The 23,693-nt window shown below is 65.0% G+C and carries 22 protein-coding genes; 13 read left to right on the top strand and 9 right to left on the bottom strand.

Annotated elements, in window-relative coordinates:
• Positions 1-21 precede the first annotated feature (21 nt).
• From EST26_RS00155 to EST26_RS00135, 5 genes are all read left to right on the top strand, one after another.
• Complete coding sequence (locus EST26_RS00155; RefSeq protein ID WP_291064413.1) at positions 22-348, top strand: integration host factor subunit alpha; 327 nt, start codon at positions 22-24, stop codon at positions 346-348.
• Positions 349-515: 167 nt separating this feature from the next.
• Positions 516-947 (top strand): MerR family transcriptional regulator, encoded by a 432-nt coding sequence (locus EST26_RS00150; protein WP_291064412.1) that lies wholly within the window; start codon positions 516-518, stop codon positions 945-947.
• 2 nt (positions 948-949) lie between these two features.
• Complete coding sequence (locus tag EST26_RS00145; protein ID WP_291064411.1) at positions 950-1,627, top strand: CoA pyrophosphatase; 678 nt, start codon at positions 950-952, stop codon at positions 1,625-1,627.
• Positions 1,628-1,701: 74 nt separating this feature from the next.
• Positions 1,702-2,637, top strand: a complete 936-nt coding sequence (locus EST26_RS00140; RefSeq protein ID WP_291064410.1) for a cobalamin biosynthesis protein — start codon at positions 1,702-1,704, stop codon at positions 2,635-2,637.
• A gap of 101 nt (positions 2,638-2,738) precedes the next feature.
• Positions 2,739-3,569 (top strand): undecaprenyl-diphosphate phosphatase, encoded by an 831-nt coding sequence (locus EST26_RS00135; RefSeq protein WP_291064409.1) that lies wholly within the window; start codon positions 2,739-2,741, stop codon positions 3,567-3,569.
• 223 nt (positions 3,570-3,792) lie between these two features.
• Here EST26_RS00135 and EST26_RS00130 read toward each other — a convergent pair whose 3' ends face one another.
• Entirely contained in the window at positions 3,793-4,620 is an 828-nt protein-coding gene (locus EST26_RS00130; protein WP_291064408.1) for a proteasome-type protease, read from the bottom strand.
• Positions 4,617-7,220, bottom strand: coding sequence for a DNA mismatch repair protein MutS (mutS, locus tag EST26_RS00125; RefSeq protein ID WP_291064810.1), 2,604 nt, complete (start codon positions 7,218-7,220; stop codon positions 4,617-4,619). Before mutS ends, EST26_RS00130 begins: the two co-directional genes overlap by 4 nt.
• Before the next feature lie 193 nt (positions 7,221-7,413).
• Between mutS and EST26_RS00120 the strand changes: the two genes are divergently transcribed.
• Complete coding sequence (locus tag EST26_RS00120; RefSeq protein WP_291064407.1) at positions 7,414-10,356, top strand: PAS-domain containing protein; 2,943 nt, start codon at positions 7,414-7,416, stop codon at positions 10,354-10,356.
• Positions 10,357-10,381: 25 nt separating this feature from the next.
• Here the strand turns inward: EST26_RS00120 and EST26_RS00115 are convergent, their stop codons facing one another.
• Complete coding sequence (locus EST26_RS00115) at positions 10,382-11,272, bottom strand: inositol monophosphatase family protein (protein WP_291064406.1); 891 nt, start codon at positions 11,270-11,272, stop codon at positions 10,382-10,384.
• A 105-nt stretch (positions 11,273-11,377) separates the two neighbouring features.
• On the opposite strand from EST26_RS00115, the gene EST26_RS00110 reads away from it, so the two are divergent.
• On the top strand, positions 11,378-12,118 hold the full coding sequence (locus tag EST26_RS00110; RefSeq protein ID WP_291064405.1) for an RNA methyltransferase: 741 nt from the start codon (positions 11,378-11,380) through the stop codon (positions 12,116-12,118).
• A 10-nt stretch (positions 12,119-12,128) separates the two neighbouring features.
• The gene (cysE, locus tag EST26_RS00105; protein ID WP_291064404.1) at positions 12,129-12,893 is read left to right on the top strand and encodes a serine O-acetyltransferase; all 765 of its coding nucleotides are present in this window, start codon (positions 12,129-12,131) and stop codon (positions 12,891-12,893) included.
• Between the two features lie 109 nt (positions 12,894-13,002).
• Here cysE and EST26_RS00100 read toward each other — a convergent pair whose 3' ends face one another.
• On the bottom strand, positions 13,003-14,586 hold the full coding sequence (locus EST26_RS00100) for a helicase HerA-like domain-containing protein (protein ID WP_291064403.1): 1,584 nt from the start codon (positions 14,584-14,586) through the stop codon (positions 13,003-13,005).
• A gap of 96 nt (positions 14,587-14,682) precedes the next feature.
• On the opposite strand from EST26_RS00100, the gene EST26_RS00095 reads away from it, so the two are divergent.
• A complete protein-coding gene (locus tag EST26_RS00095) occupies positions 14,683-15,408 on the top strand; it encodes a YebC/PmpR family DNA-binding transcriptional regulator (protein ID WP_291064402.1) in 726 nt (241 codons plus the stop codon).
• Between the two features lie 207 nt (positions 15,409-15,615).
• The gene (purD, locus tag EST26_RS00090; RefSeq protein WP_291064401.1) at positions 15,616-16,935 is read left to right on the top strand and encodes a phosphoribosylamine--glycine ligase; all 1,320 of its coding nucleotides are present in this window, start codon (positions 15,616-15,618) and stop codon (positions 16,933-16,935) included.
• A 105-nt stretch (positions 16,936-17,040) separates the two neighbouring features.
• On the opposite strand, the gene murB is transcribed toward purD, so the two are convergent.
• Positions 17,041-18,102, bottom strand: coding sequence for a UDP-N-acetylmuramate dehydrogenase (gene murB / locus EST26_RS00085; protein ID WP_291064400.1), 1,062 nt, complete (start codon positions 18,100-18,102; stop codon positions 17,041-17,043).
• Positions 18,103-18,154: 52 nt separating this feature from the next.
• Between murB and EST26_RS00080 the strand changes: the two genes are divergently transcribed.
• Positions 18,155-18,640, top strand: coding sequence for a YajQ family cyclic di-GMP-binding protein (locus EST26_RS00080; RefSeq protein ID WP_291064399.1), 486 nt, complete (start codon positions 18,155-18,157; stop codon positions 18,638-18,640).
• Between the two features lie 15 nt (positions 18,641-18,655).
• Here the strand turns inward: EST26_RS00080 and plsY are convergent, their stop codons facing one another.
• The 3 genes from plsY to EST26_RS00065 all read right to left on the bottom strand — a co-directional run bounded on the left by plsY (position 18,656) and on the right by EST26_RS00065 (position 21,023).
• Positions 18,656-19,282, bottom strand: coding sequence for a glycerol-3-phosphate 1-O-acyltransferase PlsY (gene plsY / locus EST26_RS00075; RefSeq protein ID WP_291064398.1), 627 nt, complete (start codon positions 19,280-19,282; stop codon positions 18,656-18,658).
• A 59-nt stretch (positions 19,283-19,341) separates the two neighbouring features.
• The gene (locus tag EST26_RS00070) at positions 19,342-19,797 is read right to left on the bottom strand and encodes a YbaK/EbsC family protein (protein WP_291064808.1); all 456 of its coding nucleotides are present in this window, start codon (positions 19,795-19,797) and stop codon (positions 19,342-19,344) included.
• A gap of 173 nt (positions 19,798-19,970) precedes the next feature.
• The gene (locus EST26_RS00065; RefSeq protein ID WP_291064397.1) at positions 19,971-21,023 is read right to left on the bottom strand and encodes an aldo/keto reductase; all 1,053 of its coding nucleotides are present in this window, start codon (positions 21,021-21,023) and stop codon (positions 19,971-19,973) included.
• 195 nt (positions 21,024-21,218) lie between these two features.
• On the opposite strand from EST26_RS00065, the gene EST26_RS00060 reads away from it, so the two are divergent.
• Positions 21,219-21,908 (top strand): OmpA family protein, encoded by a 690-nt coding sequence (locus EST26_RS00060; protein WP_291064396.1) that lies wholly within the window; start codon positions 21,219-21,221, stop codon positions 21,906-21,908.
• Between the two features lie 320 nt (positions 21,909-22,228).
• On the opposite strand, the gene tal is transcribed toward EST26_RS00060, so the two are convergent.
• Positions 22,229-23,170 (bottom strand): transaldolase, encoded by a 942-nt coding sequence (tal, locus tag EST26_RS00055; protein WP_291064395.1) that lies wholly within the window; start codon positions 23,168-23,170, stop codon positions 22,229-22,231.
• A 58-nt stretch (positions 23,171-23,228) separates the two neighbouring features.
• Here tal and EST26_RS00050 point away from each other — a divergent pair, with 58 nt between their 5' ends.
• Positions 23,229-23,588, top strand: coding sequence for a hypothetical protein (locus EST26_RS00050; protein WP_291064394.1), 360 nt, complete (start codon positions 23,229-23,231; stop codon positions 23,586-23,588).
• The last annotated feature ends 105 nt before the right edge of the window (positions 23,589-23,693 follow it).

The raw sequence follows: 23,693 nt of genomic DNA, 5'->3' as shown, positions 1-23,693 counted from the left end.
TTCATCTCAGAGGTTCATTGCATGCAACTCGCCGTCGAAAGTCTGGCAACCCCGGCCCTGACCAAGGCGCAACTGGCCGAACTGCTGTTCGATCAGATCGGCTTGAACAAGCGAGAGTCCAAGGATATGGTGGACGCTTTCTTTGTGCTGATCGCTGAGCGCCTGGTCAACGGCGCCGACGTAAAAATCTCGGGTTTTGGCAATTTTCAGATTCGCACCAAGGCTGCGCGACCAGGACGCAACCCACGCACCGGCCAGACGGTGGCCATCAAGGCGCGCCGCGTGGTCACCTTTCACGCCAGCCCCAAGCTCAAGGAACAGGTGCAAAACGCCGCGCTGGGTGACTGAGAGGCACCCGTGTGCAGCCCGCATGCGCCAAAATGGCCTGGGTTTTTCGCTGCCGTCAAGTCGGCAGCCGGTTTGCAACACGGCGCCTGGAATTTTCGCTTTCCCTTTGCACCGCGCACCTGGCTTGAAGTAGATTCAAGGGTGTGCGCTGCTCTGTCTGGATGTTCATGGAAAAACCACTGCCGCCGATTCCTGCCAAACGCTATTTCACCATCGGTGAAGTCGGCGAACTGTGTGGCGTCAAACCGCATGTGCTGAGGTACTGGGAGCAGGAGTTCACCCAGTTGCGACCGATGAAGCGCCGCGGCAACCGGCGCTACTATCAGCACCACGAGGTGCTGATGATTCGCCGCATCCGTGAATTGTTGTACGAGCAGGGCTTCACCGTCCAGGGTGCGCGCAACCAGTTGCAAGAAATCGAACTCGACCAGACGCAGCGCTCGAATCCAGACGCCTCGCAGACACACAGGGGGGCGCCGGCTGGCGCCGACTTCGAGCTGCCGGAAGACCTGTTGCGTCAGATGCGCTGCGACCTGCTGGAGATTCGGGAGATATTGCGCCTGGACACCCTGGTGGCGCCGGCCCGAACGCTGTCCTGACCGTGCCAGCCACCCCGTTTGATCCCCGTCTGGTGCCTGCGCTGCCACGCTTGGCACAGCAAGCGCAGGCCCAGGCCGATCCACAGCGTCTGACTGCGGCGGGTTTGCGCCGCTTGTTTGCCGACCCACCGCGCTGGCAACCCGAGCTGCTGCAAGAGCGCAACATCAGCGAACGCTCCAGCACCCAGGCGGCCGTGTTGCTGCCGCTGGTGATGCGCGAGCAACTCATGCTGCTGCTGACACAGCGCGCCGGCCATTTGTCCACCCATTCGGGCCAAATTGCCTTGCCGGGCGGCAAAATAGACCCTGGCGACGCCGACGCCACCGCCGCAGCGCTGCGTGAGACGCAGGAAGAAATCGGGTTGATGCCGCAGCAGGTCGAGGTGCTGGGCACGCTGCCGCGCTACACCACCGGCAGCGCCTACATCGTCACGCCGGTGGTTGGGCTGGTGCAACCAGACTTTGACTTGTGTCTGAATCCGAACGAGGTGACTGAGGTGTTCGAAGTGCCGCTGGTGTTTCTGATGCAGCCGGCGCACCACCACCGCCATGCGCTCGAGCTGGGTGGCATACAACGCGAGTGGTATTCCATGCCCTACCAAGACGGCCCGCGCGAACGCTTCATCTGGGGTGCCACTGCGGGCATGTTGCGCAATTTTTATCATCTGATCTGCGCCTGAGAGCGTGTCGCTGCAGGCCGCTGCAAGTCGCTGGAGCCTGAGGGCGCTGGCCGGCGTGTCGCTATGATGCCGCCATGAGTTTCTTTGCCATTCTCATTGCCTTGCTGTTGGAACAGGCGCGACCCTTGTCTGCGGACAACCCGGTACAGCGCGCTTTGCGTGCCTGGGCGCGCTGGCTGCGGCGCAGCCTAGACGCCGGGCAGACCTCCTACGGCTGGCTGATCTGGGCCTTGGCAGCGGTCACCCCGGCGCTGCTGGCGGCCCTGCTCTACTGGGGTTTGGCGTATTTCAGCGCGCTGCTGGCCCTGGGCTGGCTGGTGGCGGTGCTGTACGTCACCCTCGGATTGCGACAATTCAGCCACCAATTGAGCGATGTTCGGCAGGCGCTGGAGGCGGGCGACGAAGACAGCGCCCGGCAGCGGTTTTCCCGCTGGTTGCGGGTCGAGCCGAGCAGCCTTGCACCTGCCAGCTTGCTGCGCAGGGTGATTGCCCACGCGGTGCTGACGGCGCACCGGCAGGTGTTTGGCGTTCTGGTGGCCTTCGTGCTGTTCTGGATGCTGGGCCTGGGGCCGGCTGGCGCGCTGTTTTATTGTCAGGCCCAATTCCTGGCGCACAACTGGCGCGCGCGGCCAGACGGCACGCCCAGCGCCGCCTTGCAACACGCGGCGGCGCGCGCCTGGGTCTGGGTCGACTGGTTGCCCGCGCGCCTGACCGCACTTGCGTTTGCCGTGGTCGGCAATTTCGAGGAAGCGGCGGCGAGTTGCCGCGGTGACACCGACCGCTACGCTGCCGACGGCGATGGCGTGGTGCTGGCGGCCAGCTCGGGCGCGCTCAATGTCGGGCTGAGCACCCGCGACGCCGCCGCTCAAAGGGGTGAGGATGTCGATGGCATGCGCCGCGCCGAGCCACAACTGGCGCACCTGGGCGGCGTGCTCGCCTTGGTCTGGCGCGCCGTGGTGTTGTGGATGCTGCTGCTGGCGCTGCTGACACTGGCGCAGATGCTGGCTTGAACCGGGAAGTTCATCCTGATCGAATATGATGCGCAGCTTCTTCAGAACAGCCGCAGACCTGCATTCGTTCGCAAACGCGGCTCCCGGCGGCGTCACTTCGTATGGACATACCTTTATTAATCAAAGCCGCCATCATGGGCGTGGTGCAGGGCGTGACCGAGTTCTTGCCGATCTCGTCCACCGGGCACCTGATTCTCACCGCCGATTTGCTGGGCTGGCACGGTGAGACGGTCAAGCTGTTTGAAGTGGTGATCCAGGTCGGTGCGATCCTGGCCATCATGTCCCTCTACGCCGAAAAACTCTGGAGCACCCTGGTCGGTCTGCCCAGCGAGCGCGTGGCGCAGCGCTTTGCCTTCAATGTGGTGCTGGCCTTTGTGCCGGCGGCGCTGGCCGGCGTGCTGTTCTTCGATTTCATCAAGGGTGTGTTGTTTCAACCGCTGGTGGTGGCGCTGGGTTTCATTGGCGGTGGCTTGGTGATGCTGTGGGCCGAACACCTGCAAAAGCGCGCTGCCAGCATGCGCGTGACCGACATCGACTGCGTGCACTGGAGTGATGCGCTCAAGGTCGGCCTGATTCAATGCACGGCGCTGGTGCCGGGGGTGAGCCGCTCGGGCGCTACCATTATCGGCGCCATGCTGCTGGGATTCAATCGCAAGGCCGCAACCGAGTTCAGCTTTTTCCTTGCCATTCCGATGATTCTGGGCGCGGCGACACTCGATTTATTCAACAGCCACGACCTGCTCAGCGTCGCCGATTTGCCTTTGTTCGCCGTTGGCACCCTGGTGTCGTGGCTGGCGGCCTGGGCCACGGCGCGCTGGTTGCTGGGCTACGTCAGCCAGCACACTTTCGTCCCCTTTGCCTGGTACCGCATTGCCTTTGGCGGCCTGATACTGTTGACGGCCAGCCTGGGTTGGGTCGATTGGGTGCGCTGACCCCACTGAGCTGGCCTGGTGCAGCACCAACAGGGCACCTCTATAAAGCCAAGAAACCGCCGTTCGGGCTGAGCCCTTCGACCCTTCGACAGGCTCAGGACAGGCCAAGCTCAGGACAGGCTCTGTCGAAGCCCGCTTGCGATATGCGTCAACCACTTATGGCGCAAACTCTTCGCCAAGCTCAGGGCGAACGGAACTCAAGACGGCGCCGGGGGCTGCAGCACTAGATCAGCTTTTCTCTGGCGTTGCGGATTTTCTTCAGCGGCAAGTGACGCATGCCGGCGCACAGCAGAGGCACCTCGGTCGGGCTGCCATCCCAGCTCGGGTGCTCGATGCTGTCGAACACTTCGCGCAGTTTTTCGCCCCAGCGGCGGCGCAACATGCGCAAATAAGGGTTGTCTTCGTCGATGCAGGTGATTTTGTCGGTTTGCAAGTGGTCGGCCTCGTAGACCACGAGGTCCAGCGGCAGGCCGACCGACAAATTCGACTTGAGCGTCGAGTCCATGGACACCAGCGCGCACTTGGCCGCCTCGTCCAGCGGCGTCTCGGGCTGGATGACGCGGTCGAGCACCGGCTTGCCGTACTTGGATTCCCCGATCTGGAAGTACGGCGTCTCGGCCGTGGCTTCAATGAAGTTGCCGGCCGAATAAACCTGAAACAAGCGCATGCCCTCGCCCCGAATCTGGCCGCCGAAAATCAGCGACACATTGAAATCGAGGCCGGCGCGGCGCAGCGATTCGCCGTCGCGCTGGTACACGTGGCGCACCGCCGAGCCGAGCACCCGCGCAGCATCGAACATGCTGCTGGCGTTCCAGATCGTGATCGGCTCGCCGCCTTCCTGGTCTTTTAGTTGCTCGACCTGCAAAATTTCACGCACCGACTGCGAATTGCTCAGGTTGCCGGCTGATAGCAGGCACATGAAGCGCTCGCCCGGCTGCTCGTAAACGATCATCTTGCGAAAAGTGCTGATCTGGTCTAGCCCGGCGTTGGTGCGCGAATCGGACAGGAACACCAGACCGGCATTGAGTTTGATGGCGACGCAGTAAGTCATGACAAGTTGGACAATTGTTTGAGAAGGTAGAGCTGCTCCAGCGCCTGGCGCGGGTTCAGGGTGTCGGGGTCGATCGCCTGCAGCGCGGCTTGCAGCGGGTGAATGCCGGGTGCGGCGCTGGCCGGTGCGGCGGCAAACAGGTCGACCTGATCGCGCTCGTGCTCGCGCTGCGCCTGCAGCGCGGCCAGCGCGTGGCGTGCCTGCTGTACCACGGCTGCCGGTATGCCGGCCAGGCGCGCGACTTGTATGCCGTAGCTGCGGCTGGCTGGGCCGGGTTCAATCTGGTGCAGAAACACGATGCCGTTGCGCCCGCCGCCTTCGACCGCGCTGACGTGTACGTTTTGCGCCGCATGGTGGCTGGCTGGAAATTCAGTCAGCTCGAAGTAGTGGGTGGCAAACAGGGTGAAGGCGCGCGACTTGTCGTGCAAGTGCGTCGCTATGCCGGCCGCCAGCGCCAGCCCGTCCAAGGTGGAGGTGCCGCGGCCAATCTCGTCCATCAGCACCAGACTTTGCGGCGTGGCCGCGTTGAGAATCTGCGCCGCCTCGGTCATCTCGACCATGAAGGTCGATTGCGCGTTGGCCAGGTCGTCGGCCGCGCCGATGCGGGTGTGAATGGCGTCTATCGGCCCCAGCCGGCAAGACTGCGCCGGCACGAAGCTGCCCATGCTGGCCAGCAGCACGATCACCGCCACCTGCCGCATATAGGTGGACTTGCCGCCCATATTGGGGCCGGTGATGATTTGCATGCGCTGCCTGGGGCCGAGCACGGTGTCGTTGGCGCTGAAGTCGGTTGCGCCGGTTTCGTTCAAACGTGCCTGCACCACCGGGTGGCGGCCGGTGCGGATTTCGATGCAGGGCTCGGGAACGAACTGCGGCTGACACCAGTTGAGTGTGTGCGAGCGCTCGCACAGCGCACACAGCGCGTCGAGCGCGGCCAGGGCGCGCGCCAGGCGGCCCAGGGGTTCCACGTAAGTCTGCAACTGGTCGAGCAGTTGCTCGTAGAGCCATTTCTCGCGCGCCAGCGCACGCTCCTGCGCCGACAGCGCCTTGTCCTCGAACGCCTTGAGTTCGGGCGTGATGAAGCGCTCGGCATTTTTCAGCGTCTGGCGGCGCCGGTAGTCGGCGGGCACGCGGCTGGCCTGGGCCTGCGAGACCTCGATGTAAAAACCATGCACCTGGTTGAACTGCACCCGCAGGTTGGCAATGCCGCTGCGCGCGCGCTCGCGCGCTTCCAGCTCGATCAAAAAACCGTCACAGTTGTGCTGGATCGCGCGCAACTCGTCGAGTTCGGCGTCCAGGCCGTCGTTGATCACGCCGCCGTCGCGCAGCAAAGCGGCTGGCTGCGGCCGCAGCGCTGCGCGCAGCAGGTCGGCGCAGCCCGCTGGCGGCTGCAATTGGGTCGCCAGCTCGGCCAGCAAAGCCGCTGCAGGGGCTTGCGCGGTCTGCTGCTGCAGCGCTTGCGCCAGTGCGTGCGCGCGCTCGAGCGTCTGGCCCAGCCCGACCAGCTCGCGCGGGCGCACCTGGCGCAGCGCCGTGCGCGCGCAGATGCGCTCGGCGTCGTTGACCCCTTTGAGCAGCTCGCGCAGCGGCTGCCACATGCCGCTGCGCAGACTGGCAACGGCCTCGTGTCGGGCGCGCGCCAGCGCGCGTTCGCGTGCCGGCTCGAGCAGCCAGCGCCGCAGCGCGCGGCTGCCCATGCCGGTGCAGCAAACGTCGAGCAGAGAAAACAGGGTCGGACTGGTCTCGCCGCGCAGCGTGTGGGTCAGCTCCAGGTTGCGTCGCGTGCTCGCGGGCAGGTCGAGCAGCGTGTCGCTGCGCCAGACTTGCAGACTCCTGACGTGTGTCAGCGCCCGGCCCTGCGTGTGTTCGGCGTAGTCGAGCAGGCCGGCCGCAGCGGCGTGCGCGTCGTGCAGGTCTTGCGCCTCCCAGGCCGCCAGGCCGGCGACTTGCAACTGCTCTTGCAGCTTGCGCTGCCCCAGTGCGGCGTCAAAGGCCCAGGCCGGGCGCGCCAGCGTCACCAGCCGCACCGCCGCTTGCGCTGGCAAGGCCACCAGTGCCTGCAAGGATTTTTCAAACGCCGGCGTGACTTCGGCGCTGTAAATCAGCTCGCCAGCGGCAATGCGCGCCACCCAGTCGGGCAGTTCCTTGTGGGCGCACTGCGCCAAAAATATCGTGCCCTGCGTGAGCGAGAGCCAGGCCAGGCCGCAGCCGCCGCGCGCGCCGGCGTGCACCGCCAGCAGCAGCGCTTCGCTCTTGTCGGACAGCAGTTCGCTGTCGGTCAGCGTGCCGGGCGTGAGCACCCGCACCACCTGGCGCGGCAGCGGCCCCTTGCTGCTGCCCGACTCGCCCATCTGCTCGCAGATCGCCGCCGATTCGCCCAGTTGCAGCAGCCGCGCCAGGTAGGTATCGGCCGAATGAAAGGGCACGCCGGCCATAGGCACTGGCGCACCGGCCGACTGGCCGCGCTGCGTCAACGTGATGTTGAGCAGGCGAGCGGCCTTTTCCGCGTCGGCGTAAAACAACTCGTAAAAATCGCCCATGCGGTAGAACACCAGCGTGTTCGGGTACCCAGCCTTGATCGACAGGTACTGCTGCATCATGGGCGTGTGGGCGTCGGCTGGGGCGGTCAAGGCGGGTGGTGGCTGGCTGATCGGGTCAAGCGGCGACTGTAGCAGCATGGCCGGCCGCTTCGCTCGTGCTGACGGGCGGCGCTGTCAGACACGCACCGACACGCACAGTTGTCGATCCCCGGGTAAAATGAAAAATGTTACAAAAAGCAATGGGAAAGCGCGCATGACCACCAATTCTCAGCCTTCGCCTTCGCCTTCTCCTGCTTCAATCTCACTTGCCGACGCCGATGCGGCAGACGCGTTGCCTTCGGACCCGGCCCCAGTCGCCGCGTCGCTGTTTGAGGTGCTGTTTCAGTCAGCGCCGCTGCCCGCCTGCGTCAGCCGCCTGAGCGACGGCAAGCTGATCGCCGTCAACGACGCGTGGCTGAGCCTGTTCGGTCTCACGCGCGAGGCGGCTATCGGTCGCACAACGGTCGAGCTCGGGCACTGGGCGTCGCAGGAAGATCGAACCCTTGCGCTGAACCAATGGATCGCACAGGATCAGTCTGAGAGTCAATTCCACAGCCTGAAAATGACGTATGGCCAGACACACCGGGTGCGTATGCACGGCTGGGTGATTCAGCAGCAGCCCGAGCCCTGGATAGCGGCTTTTTACACCGAAGCGACGCGGGAATGGCAAACCGAGCAAGCCCTGCGCCAGACCAATCTGGACTTGCAGCAGCGCGTCGAGCTGCATGCGGCAATTGAAAAACTGGCCCGCGTCGGCCACTGGAGCGCTGCCACCGACAAAGAAGGGGTGCACTGGTCGCCCGGTTTATACGCGATTTCCGGTTTTGAATCGCAGGCGACGATGGACCGGTCGTGCAGCCGCAGCGGCATCCACCCGGACGACTTGCCGGCCTGGTTGCAGGCGCGCCAGGCCTGCGACGGCCGCGAACTGCTGGCCCGTTGGGTGCACCCCGACGGACGCATGCGCTGGATGCGCACGCGCATGAGCCGCACGGCGGTGGCCGGCAACCCGCAAGCCGAGTTTGGCGTGGTGCAAGACGTCAGCGCCGAGGTCCAGGCCAGGCAGGCGCTGGCGCAACAGCTCGAGTTCTTGCAAAACATAGCGGCCCAACTGCCCGGCCTGATTTACCAGGCGCGTCTAAGCCCAGACGGACGCAGCAGCATCACCTATGTCAACGCGGCGGTGCGCGAGGTGTTTGAGCTCGAACCCGACGAGTTGTGGCGCGATGTGCGCTGCTTTCTCAGCCGCTTGCATCCCGACGACAAAGGCCCTGTGCTTGCTGCGCTACAGGTTTCGGCGCGCAATCTCACCCCGTGGGCGATGGACTTTCGCACGCACCTGCCGCGCAAGGGCTTGCGCTGGCACCGGGTGCAGGCCATGTCGCAGCGCGAAGCCGACGGCTCGATTTTGTGGCATGGCTTCATCGCCGACGTCACCGAGCTGAAGCTGGCAGCGCAGCGCCAGCAGCGCCAGCAGCGCATGCTGGCGGCGGTGCAGCAGGCGCAGACGATCTACATCGAAGCCGAAGACAAGCGCCAGGCGTTTGAGGCGCTGCTTGAAGCCTTGTTGTCCGTCACCGGCAGCGAATACGGGTTCGTCGGCGAGGTCTTGTACGACCCGCAGGGGCAGCCCTACTTGCGTTCCCACGCATTCTCACCCATTGCCTGGAATGAGGCGACGCGCAAGCAGTATCAGGAGCAGCACAAGCAGGGGTTGGAATTTCGCAACCTGAAATCGCTGTTCGGTCAGGCGCTGGCGACGGCGCAGCCGGTGATCGCCAACGACGCACCGAACGATCCACGCGCCGGCGGCACGCCGCCCGGGCACCCGGCGCTGAACGCCTTTCTGGGCGTGCCGCTGCTGGTGGGCGAACGTCTGGTGGCCCTGGTCGGGCTGGCCAACCAGCCGGGCGGCTACAGCCAGGGCGACATTGATTTTTTGCAGCCGCTGCTGGGGGCGGTACGCCAACTGGTGCTGGCCTGGCGCGGCCATGCCGAGCGCGCGCGCACGCGCACGCAGTTGGCGGCCACCAGCGCCTTGTTGGCCGAAAAAAGCGCCACCCTCGCGCTTGCGCTCGACAGCATGAGCCAGGGCTTGTGCAAGATCGACCGGCATGGCCGCGTCATTTTGTACAACCAGCGCTTGCTGGAGTTATTGGATTTGCCCAACGACATGCTGGCTGCGCGGCCCTGGCATCGGGACGTGGTGCGGTTTCAGCTCGAACGGGGCGATTTTGGTGAAAATCTGGACTGGGTCGATCCGCACGCGCGTGCACACATTGAGCAGCAACAGTCTGGCCTGTCGCCCGAGAAATACTGTCGCACAACGCGCTGGGGCCGCACGCTGGAAATCCAGAGCCGGCAGTTGCCCGACGGCGGCATGGTGCGCACCTACGCCGACGTCAGCCCGTACATCGAGGTCCAGCAGCAGGTGCGCCGCCTCAACGCCAGCCTGGAACGCCGGGTGGCCGAGCGCACCGCCGAACTCGAGCGCGCCGTCCAAGACGTGGAAGAGATCGCGTATTCGATTGCGCACGATCTGCGCACGCCGCTGCGCTCGATCAACGGTTTTTCCAGCCTGATTGCCGAGCAGGAGGCCGATCGCTTGAGTGCGCAGGGGCGTGGCATGTTCGAGCGCATCGGCCGCACCTCGCGCACCATGGGTCAGATGCTGAGCGACCTGCTGGAGCTGCTGCGGGTGGTGCGCGTGGAGCTGAAGCTGGAGCCGGTTGATCTGCTCGCGCTGGCGCAGGAGGTGATTAAAGCCCTGGGTTCGCGCGCGGCGGCCGCGCGCGTCGAGCTGCTTGCCATGCCGACCGCGCGGGCCGACGCCGGTTTGTTGCGCCTGCTGCTGCACCAGTTGCTGGACAACGCCCTGAAATACGCCAGCCAGCAGCCGCAACCGGTGCTGCAACTGGGCTTTGACGCTGACCAGGGCGCTTACTTCCTGCGCGACAACGGCTGCGGCTTCAACATGGCGCGCGCCGACAAGCTGTTTGGTCTGTTCCAGCGCCTGCACGCAGGCACCGATCTGCCGGGCACCGGTATGGGGCTGGCAATCGTCGCGCGCATCGTCGAGCGCCACGGCGGGCGCATCTGGGCCCAATCGGCACCCGGCGCCGGCGCCACTTTCTGGTGGACGCTGCCACCGACTTGAGCGGCGCTGCGCCCCGCGCGGCCGCTCAGAGTGGGGCGGCGCTGTCGTCGGGTGGCGCTGTGGCCGCCGCAGCGGTCTGTCGCAGCGCCGCTTTTTCGCCCGCGCTGGCAAATTTGCTGTACTTGGCGGTGATGCCGACCAACTGGCCGTAAATCTTTGGGTTGGCCGCCAGGCATTCTTTTTGTTCCAGGAAATTGGAATCGCCGGTGAAGTTTCCCACCAGCCCGCCGGCCTCGGTCACCAGCAGCGCACCGGCGGCCACGTCCCAGGGCGACAGGCCCAGCTCGAAAAAGCCGTCGGTAAAGCCGGCCGCCACGTAGGCCAGGTCGAGCGCGGCCGATCCCGGTCGGCGCACGCCGGCGCAGCGCGGCATCACTTCACTCAGCATGTGCAAATAGGTCTGAAAGGAATCGCCCGGGCGAAACGGAAATCCGGTCGACAACAGGCAATCGCGCAGACCGATGCGCTTGGCCACGCGCAAGCGCCGGTCGTTCAGGTAGGCGCCGCGCCCGCGCGTGGCGCAAAACAAGTCGTTGCGCGAGGGGTCGTAAATCACCGCCTGCTCGAGCCGCTTGCCGACCATCAGCGCAATGCTCACGCAGTAGACCGGAAAACCGTGAATGAAGTTGGTGGTGCCGTCCAGCGGGTCTATGATCCAGACGTGGTCGGCGCCGCCGTGCTTGCCCGCGCGCCGGCCTGATTCTTCGGCCCAGATGGCGTGCTCCGGGTAGGCGCTGAGCAAGGTGTCTATGATGGCGGCCTCGGCCGCTTGGTCGATTTCGGTCACGAAATCGTTGGTTTGCTTGGCCGAGACCCGCACCGACTCGACGTCGAGCGCGGCTCGGTTGATGATGGTGCCGGCCAGGCGCGCGGCCTTGATGGCCACGTTGAGCATGGGGTGCAGGGTAGACGACATACGGGAGCAGCCTTGGCGCGTCGGGCGCAACAGTGGTAAAGATCATGCGCGCGCCCGGCGATGCGAGGCGGCGACAATAGCGGCCATTTTACTTTGTGCCACTGCATGCGTACCCGCTTTGTTCTGCTCCAGACCAGCCACGCCGGCAACGTCGGTGCGGTGGCGCGCGCCATGAAAGTCATGGGCTTTGACGACCTGGTGCTGGTCGCGCCGCGCTGGCCCAACGTGCTGCGGCGCGAAGAAACCATTCAGCGCGCCAGCGGTGCGCAGGACGTGTTGGCCCAGGCCCGTATTGTCGACACCCTCGAGCAGGCGCTGCAAGGCATGGATCATTTGTGCGCCACGGTGATGACGGCGCGCGACTTTGGCCCGCCCACACGCGCGCCACGGCAGCATTTCAGCCAACTGCTGGCGCCAGACCAGGCTGCCCCACCGGGCGGCGTGGCGTTTTTGTTTGGTTGCGAGCGCTTTGGCATGAGCAACGAAGACGTTTACCGCTGCCATGTGGCGCTGAGCATTCCGACTGCACCTGGCTTTGGCTCGCTCAACTTGGCGGCGGCGCTGCAACTAATCGCCTACGACTGGCGCCAAGCGCTGGCTGGCTTTGTCCCGTTGCAAAAACCCGCCGGCGCAGCGCTGGCCGATGCACCGGCGCTGGCGGGCATGTTGGCGCATCTGGAACAGGCCTTGGTAGCGCTTGATTTTCTGGACCCGGCAGCACCCAAAAAACTCATGCCGCGGCTCAACCAGATGTTCAACCGCGCCGCCTTGCAGGAGGAGGAAATCCACATTCTGCGCGGTGTCGCCAAGGCCGTGCTGCAATGCGCCGAACGCGCCAGACGCTAAACTTGACGCCATGTTTTCCCGCATTCGTTCCGATATTCAGTGCATTCTGGAGCGCGACCCGGCCGCGCGCAACCGCTGGGAGGTGCTGACTTGCTACCCCGGCCTGCACGTGTTGTGGATGCACCGGCTCGCGCATGCGTGCTGGGTGCGCGGTCTGAAGTGGCCGGGCCGCTTCATTTCTTACCTGGCGCGCTGGCTGACCGGGATTGAAATTCACCCCGGCGCCCAAATTGGTGAGCGCGTTTTTTTCGACCACGCCATGGGCGTGGTGGTCGGTGAAACAGCCGAAATAGGCGATGGCTGCACCATTTACCAGGGCGTCACGCTGGGGGGCACATCGCTCTACAAGGGCAGCAAACGCCACCCGACGCTGGGGCGCGACGTGGTGGTAAGCGCGGGTGCGAAGGTGCTGGGTGGGTTTTTGGTGGGCGACGGCGCCAAGATCGGCAGCAACGCGGTGGTCATCAAGCCGGTGCCGGCCGGTGCCACGGCGGTAGGCATCCCGGCGCGCATCATCCCCTCCAAAACCGGCGTCAGCGCTGACGTGAGTGAGAAATTCAGTGCTTACGGCCTGACACAGGAGGACGACCCCCTGTCGCAGGCCATGCGCGGCCTGATCGACAGCGCCGCCGCCCAGGAGCACCAGATCGCGCTGCTGTGGCAAACCATAGAAGCGCTGGCGGCGCAGCGCCCGGGCTCTGACTGCGTGCCGCAGGGTGCGGCGCGGCAAGAGCAATTCGAGGCCGACAAACTCAACCAGTTGATGGGCAAGTAGGGCGCTGTCTCTGGCGCCCTACTCGATACGGCCGATGGGGCGCGTTTCGGGAACAAACATGAGCGCCACCCGGCCCAAGACCTGCGGCGGCGACCAGCGCCGCGGCGCATCATCGCCTGCGGGTCAGCAGACTGCCGAGCACCCCGCGCACAATTTGCCGCCCCAGGCTGCTGGCGACGCTGCGCACGGCGCTTTTGGCCATGGTTTGCATCAGGCCGTCGCGTTGTCCGCCGCGCGGTCCGGTGCGGCCAAACAGGGCGTCGCTGACCGTGCCGCCCAGATCGCTGGGCGCGCTGCTGTTGCGGCTGTGGCTGGAGCGGGTGTGGTTGGCGGGAATGCTGGCCACTCGGCCTGACTCGGGCGCGCGCGGCGCGGCCACAGGGCTGAGGCTTGGCGTGTCAAAGTCTTCCGGTGCGGCGTCGGCGTGAGCGCGAAACATTTCGTACGCGCTCTCGCGGTCCAGCACCTGCTCGTACACGCCCGCCACCAGCGAGGTTTGCAGCAGCGTCTGGCGCTGCTCGGGCGTGATGGGGCCGAGCTGGCTGCTGGGCGGCAGCACATAGCCGCGCTCGGTTTCACGCGGGCGGCCTTTGGCGTCGAGCAGGCTGATCAGCGCTTCGCCCACCGCCAGCTCGGTGATGGCGGCCTCGATGTCGAGCCCGTTCTTGGGGCGCAAGGTCTGCGCTGTGGCCTTGACGGCTTTTTGGTCACGCGGCGTGAAAGCGCGCAGCGCGTGCTGCACCCGGTTGCCCAACTGGCCGAGCACGCTATCGGGAATATCGAGCGGGTTTTGCGTCACAAAATAAATGCCCACGCCCTTGGAGCGCACCAGCCGCACCACCAGCTCGATGCGCTCGAGCAATACCTTGGGCGCGCCGTTGAACAGCAGGTGCGCTTCGTCGAAGAAAAACACCAGCCTGGGCTTTTCCGGGTCGCCGATTTCGGGCAGTTGCTCAAACAGCTCAGACAGCATCCAGAGCAAGAAAGTGGCGTACAGGCGGGGCGCGTTGAGCAGTTTGTCGGCCGCCAGAATGTTGATCACGCCCTTGCCGTCGACGGTTTGCATGAAGTCCTTCAGGTCGAGCATGGGCTCGCCAAAGAACTGCGTGCCGCCCTGGCTTTCCACCTGCAACAAGCCGCGCTGGATGGCGCCGATGCTGGCGGCGCTGACGTTGCCGTACTCGGTGGTGAACTGCTTGGCATTGGTGCCCACGTGCTGCAGCATGGCGCGCAGGTCTTTCAAGTCCAGCAGCAGCAGGCCGTTGTCGTCGGCTATTTTGAACACCAGGTTGAGCACGCCAGACTGGGTTTCGTTGAGGTTGAGCATGCGCGCCAGCAGCAGCGGCCCCATGTCAGAGATGGTGGCGCGCACCGGGTGGCCTTGCTCGCCAAACACATCCCACAGCGTGGTGGGGAAGGACTGCGGGGTCGGTGGGGTGATGCCGCGGCTGCGCAGCACCGTGCTGATTTTTTCGCTGAAGCGGCCCGGCTGGCTGATGCCGGTCAGATCGCCCTTGATGTCGGCCATGAACACAGGCACGCCGATCAGGGAGAACTGCTCGGCCAGAGTTTGCAGCGTGACAGTTTTTCCGGTGCCGGTGGCGCCAGTAATCAGACCGTGGCGGTTGGCCAGCGCGGGCAGCAACTGGCATGTGGTTTGGGAATTTTGGGCAATCAACATGGGTTCGGCCATGGCGGGTAACTTTCTCAAAGAACGCAAGAGGCAGAGCAAGAAAAGTAAAATCGACGCTCATTAGACCAAATTCTTCTCAAAAAACCGGAGTCGCTTGTGGCTGGACACAGCAAATGGGCCAATATTCAGCACCGCAAGGGGCGTCAGGACGAAAAGCGCGGCAAGGTGTGGACGCGCGTCATCCGTGAAATCTCGGTTGCCGCGCGCCAGGGCGGCGGCGATCCGGCTATGAACCCGCGCCTGCGGCTGGCGATTGAGAAAGCCAAGGCCGCCAACATGCCGGCCGACCGCATCAAGTACAACGTCGACAAAGCATCGGGCGCCCTCGAAGGGGTGAATCTGGAAGAAATCCGCTACGAAGGCTACGGCATCGGCGGCGCGGCCATCATCGTTGACACCATGACCGACAACCGGGTGCGCACGGTGGCCGAGGTGCGGCACGCTTTCTCCAAACACGGCGGCAAGCTGGGAATCGAGGGCTCGGTGGCGTTCCAATTCAAGCACTGCGGGCAACTGGTGTTTGCGCCCGGCAGCTCGGAAGACCGGGTGATGGAGGTGGCGCTGGAAGCGGGCGCACTGGACGTGCTCAGCGACGCCGACGGCGCCATCGAGGTGCTGACCGATGTGTCTGACTTCGAGGCGGTGAGAAATGCCTTGCAGGCGGCCGGCTTTCAGCCCGAGCTGGCCGAGGTGACCATGCGGGCCGAAAACCCGATGGCACTGGGCGCAGAAGACGCCGCGCGCATGCAAAAACTGCTCGACGCGCTGGAAGACCTGGACGACGTGCAAGACGTTTTCCATAATGCCGAGTTGGCTCTTTAACGTGGGAGTCGGGCCGCGACTGACTTCGCTCCCCTCTCCCGCGTGCGGGAGAGGGGTTGGGGGTGAGGGAGAACGGGCAGGACTTTCATTTTTTGGGGCGCCTTTCAAAGTCATGCCCGTTAGCCGCCGCTGTGCTCGCGCCCGGCGGCCCGCAGCCCCGGGCACCCGCAGCAGCCTTCAATAAGAAACGATGTGCAGGTCAAACTGATGAAAATTTTGGTCATAGGCGGCGGTGGCCGCGAACACGCACTGGCCTGGAAACTCAGGCAATCAGCCGGGGTGCAACAGGTGTTCGTGGCGCCGGGCAACGCCGGCACCGCGCGCGATGCGCGGCTGTGCAACCTGAACTTGAGCGACAAGGTGGCGCTGCGCGAGTGGGCGCAGACGCTGGACATAGACCTGACCGTGGTGGGGCCCGAGGCGCCGCTGGCCGCTGGCGTGGTGGACGAATTTCGCGCCCACGGTCTGCCCATTTTTGGCCCCACCCAGGCGGCAGCGCAACTGGAGAGCTCGAAGGCGTTTTCCAAGGCTTTCATGCGGCGCCACGGCATTCCGACCGCCGACTACCAGACCTTCACCGATCCGGCGCAGGCACATGCCTACGTGGACGACAAAGGCGCACCGATCGTCATCAAGGCTGATGGCCTGGCGGCAGGCAAGGGCGTGGTGGTGGCGCAAACGCTGGCCGAGGCACACGAAGCCATTGATTTCATGCTGCTCGATAACGCCTTGGGCGTGGCCCATAACGCGGGCGGCGCACGGGTGGTGATAGAGGAGTTTCTGGCCGGAGAAGAGGCCAGCTTCATCGTGCTGTGTGATGGCAGCCATGCGCTGGCGCTGGCCAGCAGCCAAGACCACAAGCGCTTGCTCGACGCCGACCAGGGGCCCAACACCGGTGGCATGGGGGCTTATTCACCAGCGCCGGTGCTCACGCCCGAGGTGCACGAGCGCGCCATGAACGAGGTAATTTTGCCGACCCTGCGCGGCATGGCGGCCGATGGCATCGTGTACACGGGGTTTCTCTACGCCGGGCTGATGATCTCGCCCAGCGGTCAGGTCAAGACGCTGGAATTCAACTGCCGCCTGGGCGACCCTGAAACCCAGCCGATCCTGCTGCGCCTGCAAAGCGACTTGGCGCAGGTGCTGCTGGCCGCCACGCGCGTCGAGCTCGATCGCTGCACGCTGCAATGGGATCCGCGCGTGGCGCTGGGCGTGGTGCTGGCGGCAGCCGGCTATCCGCTGCAGCCGCGCCAGGGTGACGCCATCAGCGGTTTGCCCGCCGACGCCGCCGACCTGATGGTGTTTCATGCCGGCACCCGCGCCAGTGCCGACGGCGGGGTGCAGGTGGCGGGGGGGCGCGTGCTGTGCGTGACCGCACTGGCCGACACCGTGACGCAGGCGCGTGAGCGGGCCTACGCCGCGCTGCAAGGTATCAGGTTTGACGGCATGCAGTACCGGCGCGACATTGGTCACCGCGCGGTGAGCGACGAGGCCATTGTGGCCGGGCGCACCGGCGGTCGCACATGAGCCCGTCGAAGATGGCGCGGGCGCCGGGTTTGTCGGTGTCGCGGGTGAGCCGGATCGTGGCGCGGGCGCAGAGCCCTCAGCCATGAACCTTGACACGAGAAGAGGTCAGACCACCACCGGCTCCGGCTCCAGCCGGAGCCCGAAGCGCTCGTACACGCTGGTCTGAATGGCTTTGGCCAAGGTCATGACCTCGCCGCCCGTGCAAGGATGCACGGGCCCGCCACGATTCACCAGCACCAGCGCCTGCTTCTCATACACCGCTGCGTTGCCCACGCTCTTGCCCTTCCAGCCGCAGGCATCGATCAGCCAGCCCGCAGCCAGCTTGATGCTGCCGTCGGCCATGGGGTAGTGCACCACCTTGGGCTCGCGCGCGATGATGTCGGCGCACTGCTCGGGCGTGACGGTCGGGTTCTTGAAGAAGCTGCCCGCGTTGCCCAGCACGGCCGGGTCGGGCAGCTTGGCGCGGCGCACGGCCACCACCCAGTCAAAAATCTGCTGCGCGCTGGGCGCGTCGATGCCGGTTTCGGCCATTTTGCGCTCTAGGTCCAGGTAGCCCAGCACCGGCCTCCAGGGTTTGGGCAGCCACAGACGCACGCGCGTGATTAGCGCATGGCCAGCCAGGCCAAAGCCGCGCGGATCGGACGGCGCGTGTTTGAACACCGAGTCGCGGTAGCCAAAACCGCACTGCGCGGCGTCGAGCGTGAAGGCCGCGCCGCTGCGCAGATCGACCGCGTCGAGCGAGTGAAAACGGTCTTGCAGCTCGACCCCGTAGGCGCCGATGTTTTGCACCGGCGCAGCACCCAGCGTGCCGGGAATCAGCGCCAGGTTTTCCAGCCCTGGCCAGCCCTGCGCCAGCGTCCAGACCACGAAGTCGTGCCAACTTTCGCCCGCACCCCCTTCGACCAGCCAGCCTTTGGGCGTTTCTTCGAGCAGGCGGCGCCCGCCGATCTCGACTTTGAGCACCAGCGCCTTGATGTCGCCGGTGATAACCAGGTTGCTGCCGCCACCGAGCACGAACACCGAGGGAGCCGCATCAGTGGGCCAAGCGGGGCTGGCCATGAGCTGCGCCAGATCGGCCGGGCTGCGCACGCGCAGCAAGCGCTGCGCCCGCGCCGGGATGCCAAAGGTGTTCAAGCGCTCGAGCGCCACATTGTTCTCGACTAACATGGACGGATTGTCTCATTCACACTTTGCACAACCCGGTCGGGATTGATCCATCATGCCTTCTTTTGACACCGTACTCGAAGCCGATTTCGTCGAAGTGAAAAACGCCGTCGAACAAGTGGCGCGCGAAATCGGCACCCGCTTCGACTTCAAGGGCAGCAGCGCCGCAATCGAACTCAAGGACAAGGAAATCACCTTGTTCGGTGACGCCGACTTCCAGCTCCAGCAGGTGGACGATGTGTTGCGCAACAAACTCGCCAAGCGCAGCGTCGATCTGCGCTTCATCGACAAGGGCAAGGTCGAAAAAATCGGCGGCGACAAGGTCAAACAGGTGCTCAAGGTGCGCAACGGCGTCAGCACCGAAGACGGCAAGAAAATTCAGCAAGCGCTCAAAGCCAGCAAGCTCAAAGTTCAGGGCGCCATTCAGGGTGATGCGGTGCGCGTGAGCGGCGCCAAACGCGACGACTTGCAAGCCGCGATGGCGCTGATTCGCGCAGAGTTGAAAGACCTGCCGCTGTCGTTCAATAATTTTCGCGATTAATACCCGCGCCAGGGCTTATTTTTTTGCCCCTATCTTGCTCTCTTGGCCCGCCAGCAGGCGGTTGATGTTGTCGCTGTGGCGCCAGACCAGCAGCAAGCCCATGAGCGAGAGGCTGAGCACCAGCACGCCCGGCGCGTCCCAGAGTACGCTGTGACCGAACAGAAAAAACGCTGGCGCCAGCAACCCGGCCACCATAGACGCCAACGCAACGTAGCGCGAGAAATACGCCACCACGGCCCAGATCGCCAGCGCCACCAGACCCAGCCAGGGCTGCACGGCAAAAATCACGCCAGCCGCAGTGGCCACTCCTTTGCCGCCGCGAAAACGAAAGAAGACCGGAAACAAATGGCCCATAAAGGCTGCCAACGCCACCAGCGCCAGCGTGCCGTCGCCCAGACCATAGGCCGGGCCCCAGCATTTCACTGCCACCACCGGCAGCCAGCCCTTGAGCGCGTCGAGCAACAAAGTGGCAATGGCCGCCACCTTGCTGCCCGAGCGCAGCACATTGGTGGCACCCGGGTTTTTGCTGCCGTAGGTGCGCGGATCGCTCAGACCCATGAGGCGGCTGACCAGCACGGCAAACGAAAGCGAACCAATCAAATAAGCGGCCGCAGTGAGCAGCAGCACGTAGACGAATTCCAAACCAGACTCCTGCAAAGTTGAGCGGGCCACGCGCAGGTGCGCAGCAGCGACGCAAACGGCTATTTTGCCAGCGCGCCATGCACCGGCTGCGCGCCCAGTGGCTGGAGCAGCAGCGCTGGCGCCAGCCCCAGCAGCAAGCCGCGCCGCCCACCGTTGACCCAGATGCGGGGCAACTCCAGCACCGTGGCCTCAACCCAAATGGGCATGGCGCGCTTGAACCCAAACGGCGAGATGCCGCCGACCAAGTAGCCGCTATACCGCTGCGCGTCGCCGGGCGTGCAAGGCTGCACCGATTTGACGCCGATCTGACGCGCCAGCGCCTGAGTCGAGACGCTGCCAATGCCGTGCATCAACACCGCCAGCGGCCGACCGACCTCGTCTTGCATGATGAGCGTCTTGACCACCGCCAGCGGGTCCAGGCCGAGCGCCCGGGCAGCGTGCAGCGCACCGCCTCGCTCCTGGTACGGGTAGCAGTGACAGGAATACGCCAAGCCCTGCCTTTGCAGCCAGGCCAACGCGGCCGTGCCTTTGGCGAGCTTGCTGCTGTGGGCCGATGACACCGTTTTCCACCCCCTTTGTGTGCATGGGCGCGCGCACCGCTCAAGCTGCATCGAGCAGCATCAAACAAGCCTGTTGCCGCTGGGTCGCAGCCGGCGGCGCCAAGACAGGCTGGCGCTATGGCGCCGCGTCACTGCGCCGGATCGCGCATTTCCCAGCGAATCCGGTCCAGCGCCTGCAACAACTCCGGGCCCAGCGGCGTGTCCCAGGCGTCCAGACATTCATCCAACTGGGCCAGCGAAGTCACGCCAATGATGGTGCTGGCCACGCGCGGATTGCGGTAACAAAACGCCAGCGCCAGTTGCAGCGGGCTCAGGCCGTGCTGGCGCGCCAGCGCGTTATAGCGCCGCGCAGCGGCAAGCGCCTCAGGTCGGCCCCAGCGCTGGCGGCGCAGGGTCTCAAACAACGCCATGCGGCCGGTGCCCGCACTCAATCCATGCTCGTCGTACTTGCCGCTGAGCAAGCCAAAACCCAGCGGCGAGTAGGCCAGCAGCGCCACGCCCAGGCGGTGGCAGCTTTCGTCTAGCCCGTTTTCGAAGCTGCGGTTGAGCAGGCAATAGGGGTTTTGCAGCGATGCCACGGTCGGCAGGCCGTGCTGCTGCGCCAGCCGCACGAACTCGTGCACACCGTAAGGCGATTCATTGGACAGCCCCACCGCGCGCACCTTGCCCGATTGCACCAGTTCGGCCAGCGCTTCGAGCTGCTCGCGCATCGAGGCGCAAGGCCAGTCTTTGGCCGGGTTGAAAGACAGCGCGCCGAAACTGGGCACATTGCGCGCGGGCCAGTGAATCTGGTAGAGGTCGATCACCTCGGTTTGCAAGCGGCGCAGACTGCCCTCACAGGCTTGAATGATTTCGGCCCGGCTCAGCCCGGCTTGGTCGCCGCGAATCCAGGGCATGCCGCGTGATGGCCCAGCCACCTTGCTGGCCAGCACCACCCGCTGGCGCACGCCGGGGCGACGCGCGAACCAGTGGCCAATGATGCTTTCGGTAGCGCCACAGGTCTCGGGCCGCGCGGGTACGGCGTACATCTCGGCGGTGTCTATGAAATTGACGCCGCGCTCAAGCGCACGGTCCAAAATGTGGTGCGCCGCCTCTGCATCGACTTGTTCGCCAAAGGTCATGGTGCCTAGGCAGATCGGCGTGATCTGCAGCGCGCTGGCTGCGAGTGGAGTGGTTTGCATGCAATCGTATGTAATCGAAGACACAAAGCCCAATCAAAATGGGGTGACAGCGCAAATTCTGACAGACTGGCCGCGCTTACCATGACATGATCGGGCACTGATGTGATGTGATGTGGGCGTGCCAACACCCAAGTCTGGCGCGGCGCCCCGCGTTTGCACCAATCAACCATCAGCCAACACAAAAGGACTTTGAGCATGACACAAAACCCATTCTCCTTGCTGCGCGGCCGCGGTTTCACCCTCGCGGCCCTGGCTGGCGCCTTGACACTGAGCGGTTGCGCCACCATGACGCCGACCCAGCAACACGCCGCCACCGGCGCAGCCATTGGCGCAGCCGCCGGCGCGCTGCTGGGCGCAGCCACCAACGGCTCGCGCGGCGTGGGCACCGGCGCCGTGCTCGGCGGCGCTGTCGGTGCGCTGGGCGGCTACGTCTGGTCGCGCCAAATGCAAGAGCAAAAAGAAGCCATGGAGCGCGCCACCGTCGGCACCGGCGTGGCCGTCAGCCAGACGCCCGACAACCGGCTCAAGCTCTACATTCCAAGCGACGTTTCGTTTGACGTCGGCCGCGCCCAGATCCGGCCCAACTTCGCCCGCGTGCTCGACCAGTTTGCCAGCACGCTCAACGCCAACCCGGTCACCAGCGTCTACATCGTCGGCCACACCGACAGCACCGGCACCGACGCGATCAACAACCCGCTCTCGGTGGACCGCGCCAACAGCGCGCGCAACCACCTGGTGGCGCGCGGCGTGGCGGCCCACCGCTTCCAGACCGAAGGCCGCGGCTCGCGCGAGCCGGTGGCCGACAACGGAACCGCTGAAGGTCGAGCACAGAACCGCCGGGTGGAAATTTTCGTTGCCCAGGCAGCAAGCCCGGCCGCACGCTGAGCGCCGCGCCAGCCCGTGCAGGTTTTGGCCATCGTGTTCGTCGCACGGACCAAGACAGACAGCACGCTGACAAACAAGGTCTAACGCGAGCGTCTGCGCCAAAACAGGCGCTTCCTTCGGGCTATCATTGATGCGGCCCAGTGATGTATCAACCGTTCCCCCGAGCCTGTAGCGGCGCGCGATTGTTCGCCAGCCACCCATCCGCAACCCCTGCGCAATAAGTGGCATTTACCTTGCAGGCTGCACAGGAACCGCGCACCACACCGGGGTGGCTCAGTTGACGCGAATCGGCTGGGGGCGGACCGGCCGCCGAACCCCAGTCAGCGCATCATGCCTTCGAGCTTGATCGTGTCAACCACGAACGCGCGGATGCCCTCGGCCAGTTTCTCGGTCGCCATCGCGTCCTCGTTCAGCGCGAAGCGAAAGCCCGCCTCGTCGTATTGCACGAACGGAATGTCCATCGCCTTTGCGGCTTCGGCGTCCAGCGCTTTTGCCAGCGGCGCTTCGCTGGCGGCCAATGCGCTGAGCAGCTCGGGGCTGATGGTCAGCAGGTCGCAGCCGGCCAACGCCGTGATCTGACCCACGCTGCGAAAGCTCGCCCCCATCACCTCGGTGGCGATGCCGTGCTTCTTGTAGAAGTGGTAGATCGCGCGCACCGACCGCACGCCGGGGTCGTTCGCGCCCGCCATCGCGGCCTCGTCCCAGCCGGCGCCAGCCTGCTTCTTAGTCCAGTCGTAAATGCGGCCCACAAACGGCGAGATCAGTTGCACCTTCGCCTGCCCGCAGGCCACGGCCTGGGCGAACGAGAACAGCAGCGTCAGGTTGGTGTGAATGCCGTCGCGCTCCAGCCGCGCCGCCGCCTGTATGCCTTCCCAGGTGGCGGCGATCTTGATCAGCACGCGGTCCACGTGCACACCCTCGCCCTGGTACAGGTCGATGATGCGGCGCGCGCGCGTCACGCTGGCTTCGGTGTCAAAGCTCAGCCGCGCGTCCACCTCGGTGGAAACACGGCCCGGGATGTGTTTCAGTATCTCGATGCCAAAAGACACGAGCAGGCGGTTCATCACCTCGTCCGGGCCCTGACCACCGTATTTCGCCACCGCGTCTTTGAGCAGATGCGCGTATTCGGGCTTTTGCACCGCCTTCAGGATCAGCGAGGGGTTGGTGGTGGCGTCCTGGGGTGAAAAGACCGCGATCTGATGAAAGTCGCTGGTGTCGGCGACCACGGTGCTGAGTTGTTTGAGTGCGTCAAGCTGATTCATGGGGCGATTATCAGGGTGTATCAGGGCGTGCAATTCTGCACGGGTTAGAATGCTGCCCGTGAAGCGCCTGCTCATCATCTTTTTGCTGCTGCTCGTTCCGCTGCAGACCAGTTGGTCGCTGGCGATGAGCGTGCACGGTCACGTGGGCGAAGACTGGCCCACGCTGGGCCTGCATTCGCATGCCCACGAGCACGAGCACAGCCACGACCCGTCGCCGCCGAGTCAGGACCAAGCCCAGGCCAGCGCACCCCACGACGACGGCCACCACCATTCCCATTCCCATCAGACGGTGGACCTGCTGGCCACCCACCTGAGCTTCGGACTGAGCCCGTCTGGCAGCGCACCGCTGCCGCAGACGCCGCGCTTTACGTCCCACATCCCCGCCCTGCCCGATCTTCCGCCTACAGCGCGCGCCTGACCGGCGCGACGCTCTGCACCCACGCGGCTGGCCCCTAGGAGCCTGTCGGACTTGGGAATCGTCGGCTGCAAATCGACCGCAGCGATCCATTTTTAGCGAAACTTC

The organism is Hydrogenophaga sp. (assembly GCF_014773545.1).
Taxonomy (GTDB): Bacteria; Pseudomonadota; Gammaproteobacteria; order Burkholderiales; family Burkholderiaceae_C; genus Hydrogenophaga.
The sequence above is the reverse complement of the archived record's forward strand: the minus strand, read 5'-3'. Positions and strand labels throughout refer to the sequence as shown.